Genomic DNA, 3,167 nt, shown 5'->3' with positions numbered 1-3,167 from the left:
CGGCTGCACGTCATAGGCGAGCACGAAACGCACCGCGCCCTGGCCGATATAGGACGAAAAATGGTCGATGTCGGGATTGCCGACCAGCGCCCGCTGCTCGAACCGCTCCATCTGGTCGCGCGTATCGGCGATCGAGGCATTCTGCGGCAGGTTCCAGTCGACGATCAGCTCCGGCCGGTCCGATGGCGGAAAGAACTGCTGCTGCACCAGCCCGAAGCCGGCGATCGAGCCGGCAAACAAAAGCACTGTGACGATGATGGTCAGCCAGTGATGGCGCACCGAGCCGACAAGCACGCGCCGGAAAAGCGAGGTGAAGCGGCCAGGCTGGTCGTGATGCTTGGTTTTCATCGTCGCCGGCAGGATGGTGACGCCGAGCAGTGGCGCAAACAGCACCGCCACGACCCATGACACCAGCAGCGAAACGGCGATGACCACGAACAGGGTGAAGGTATATTCGCCGGCGGCGCTGTTGTTGAGGCCGATCGGGATGAAGCCGGCGACCGTCACCAGCGTACCGGTCAGCATCGGAAAGGCGGTCGATGTGTAGACATAGGTCGCCGCCTTGCGCAGATTGTCGCCGACCTCCAGCCGCGCCACCATCATCTCGACCGCGATCATCGCGTCGTCGACCAGAAGCCCGAGCGAGATGATCAGCGCCCCCAGGGAAATACGCTGCAGCGAAATGCCGAGATAGGCCATGACCGTGAAGGTGATGGCCAGCACCAGCGGGATCGACAGCGCCACGACGAAGCCGGCGCGCATGCCGAGGCTGATGAACGACACGGCGAGCACGATGGCGACCGCCTCGAACAGCGCGCGCGTAAAGCCCGAGACGGCCTCCTCGACGATGACCGGCTGGTCGGCCACCAGATGCACGCCGACACCGACCGGCAGGTCGGCCAGCACCTTGTCCATCTCCTTGTGCAGCGCCTCGCCGAACTCGAGCAGGTTGGCGTTGGGTTTCATGCCGATGGCGAGCCCGATGGCGTCCTGGCCGTTGAAGCGGAATAGCGCCGTAGGCGGATCGACATAGCCGCGCGTGATCGTCGCCACGTCGCTGAGGCGGAAGAAACGGTCATCGACCCGCAGATTGATGGCGCGCAGGCTGTCCTCGGAGGTGAACTGCCCGCCGACCCGCACGCTGATGCGCTCCGGCCCGGACTGGATGACGCCGGACGGCGTGATCGCGTTCTGCGCCTGCAGGCTCGCCACGATCGCTTGCTGGTTGAGGCCGAGGGCGGCGATCTGGCGGGTCGAGAATTCGAGATAGATCGCCTCGTCCTGGGCGCCGACGAGGTCGACCTTGCCGGCGTTGGGCACGGTCAGGATTTTTGTTCTGGCGTCCTCGACATAGTCGCGCAACTGGCGCGGCGTCAGCCCGTCCGATGTGAAGGCGTAGATGTTGCCATAGACGTCGCCGAAGCTGTCGTTGAAGAAGGGTCCCTGCACCCCCTGCGGAAACTGCGCCGCGATGTCGTTGACCATGTTGCGCACCTGAATCCAGTTCGGCACGACATCGCGTGCTTTGGTGGTGTCCTTCAGGTTGACGAAGATGACGGTCTGGCCGGCCGTGGTGACGGACTTGGTGTAGTCGAGGCTGTCGAGTTCCTCGAGTTTCTTCTCGATACGGTCGGTCACCTGCTGCACGGTTTCCCTGACCGAGGCGCCCGGCCAGTTGGCCTGGATGATCATCGTCTTGATGGTGAAATTGGGGTCTTCTTCACGGCCGAGATTGAGGTAGGAGAACACGCCAGCCACGACGAAGACAAGCATGAAATACCAGACCATGGAGCGGTGGTTGAGCGCCCAGTCGGAGAGATTGAAGCCTTTCATGAGGCCCCTCCCTCGGGCACTGTCACCTTCTGGCCTTCGCTCAGGCTGTGGACGCCCGCCGTGACAACACGCATGCCGGCCTCCAGCCCCTCGGCCACCGTGAAGGTGCCGCCATTCTTCGACGCGACCTTTATGTCGTGTGCGTTCACGCTGGATGTCTGCGGGTCGACGATCCATACTTTCGCGGAACCGTTCTTTTCGAACAGCGCCGACATGGGCAATTCGATCGTCGGTGCCACCTTGGTCACGCGGGTCGCCGTCACCGTCGAGCCGAGCCGGAAGGCCTGTGGCGGATCCGTGAGCGTCAGCTTGACGCGCCGCGTGCGGGTCGAGCCCTCGGATTGCGGTGCGATCTCGCGCAGCTTGGCCCCGGTCTGGATCGTAGGCAGCGACTGCAGGATCACCTGGAAGGGCGTGCCGGCCTCAAGATCACCGGTCAATTGATCGGGAATGTCGACCACCGCCTCGCGCAGGTCCGAACGCGCCACGGTGACGACGGTCTGGCCGGGCGAGACCGTCTGGCCAACTTCGGCGCCGACCGCGGTGACGACACCGTCGAAATCAGAGAACAGCCTGGCATAGCCGAGCTGTTCCTGCGATTTGGCAAGCGAAGCCTTGGCCCGCTCGACACCTGCCTCCGCGGCTTTGCGCGCCTGCTGCGCGGCATCGAAGACAGCTTGCGTGGCGTTGGCCGAGGCGAGCAACTGGCGCTGCCGTTCCTCGCTGGCGGCGGCGTTGGCGAGCTGCGCCTCGGCATTGGACAGTTCCGCCTTGGCCGCCTGGAGGCCCAACTCCAGTGCGGTCGGATCCAGTGCCGCTATCGTCGTGCCCTTGCTGACGATGTCGCCGACCTGGACGTCGCGCGAGACGACCCGGCCAAGCAGGCGGAAGGCCAGGTCGGCGCTGACCTGCGGTTCGACGGATCCGGCAAAACCGAAGATTTGCGTGGTGCGCGGCTCGATCACCATCGACAGCACCGGTCGGACGATCTCGGGCGGCTTTTCCTCCGACTTGGAGCAGGATGCCAGCGCGCCGAGCATGAGCACGCCGAGCAGGATGCGTGGCGTCCGGCTCATTGGCCCGCTCCCGATATCTCGATCGTCTGTCCAGGGCTGAGCAGCTGTCCTCCAGCGGTGACGACGCTCTGGCCCGCGTCCAGCCCCTTGGCGATCACGACCGTGCCCGAATTGAACGCCAGCACTTCGACTGGCGCCATCGTCACTGCCTTGGTCGAGGGATCGACGATCCAGACCGCCGGCTTGCCGCCGCTGGACGTCAGCGCCTGCCAAGGCAGCAGGATCGCCTTCGCCGGCTTGGCGCTTACCGTGCCGATG

The 3,167-nt window shown here is 64.7% G+C and carries 2 protein-coding genes and 1 pseudogene; all 3 read right to left on the bottom strand.

What is annotated here, in order from left to right; all coding sequences use genetic code 11:
- A partial coding sequence (locus tag EN939_RS27115) for an efflux RND transporter permease subunit (protein WP_164751251.1) occupies window positions 1-1,833 on the bottom strand: 1,833 nt, incomplete at its 3' end.
- The gene (locus tag EN939_RS27110) at window positions 1,830-2,909 is read right to left on the bottom strand and encodes an efflux RND transporter periplasmic adaptor subunit (RefSeq protein WP_127270819.1); all 1,080 of its coding nucleotides are present in this window, start codon (window positions 2,907-2,909) and stop codon (window positions 1,830-1,832) included. The genes EN939_RS27110 and EN939_RS27115, both read right to left, overlap by 4 nt.
- Window positions 2,906-3,167: pseudogene (locus tag EN939_RS27105) on the bottom strand (efflux RND transporter periplasmic adaptor subunit); the annotation flags it as partial. The pseudogene EN939_RS27105 and the gene EN939_RS27110, both read right to left, overlap by 4 nt.

The sequence above is a fragment of the Mesorhizobium sp. M7A.F.Ca.CA.002.05.1.1 genome (genome assembly GCF_003998335.1).
GTDB lineage: Bacteria > Pseudomonadota > Alphaproteobacteria > Rhizobiales > Rhizobiaceae > Mesorhizobium.
The sequence above is the reverse complement of the archived record's forward strand: the minus strand, read 5'-3'. Positions and strand labels throughout refer to the sequence as shown.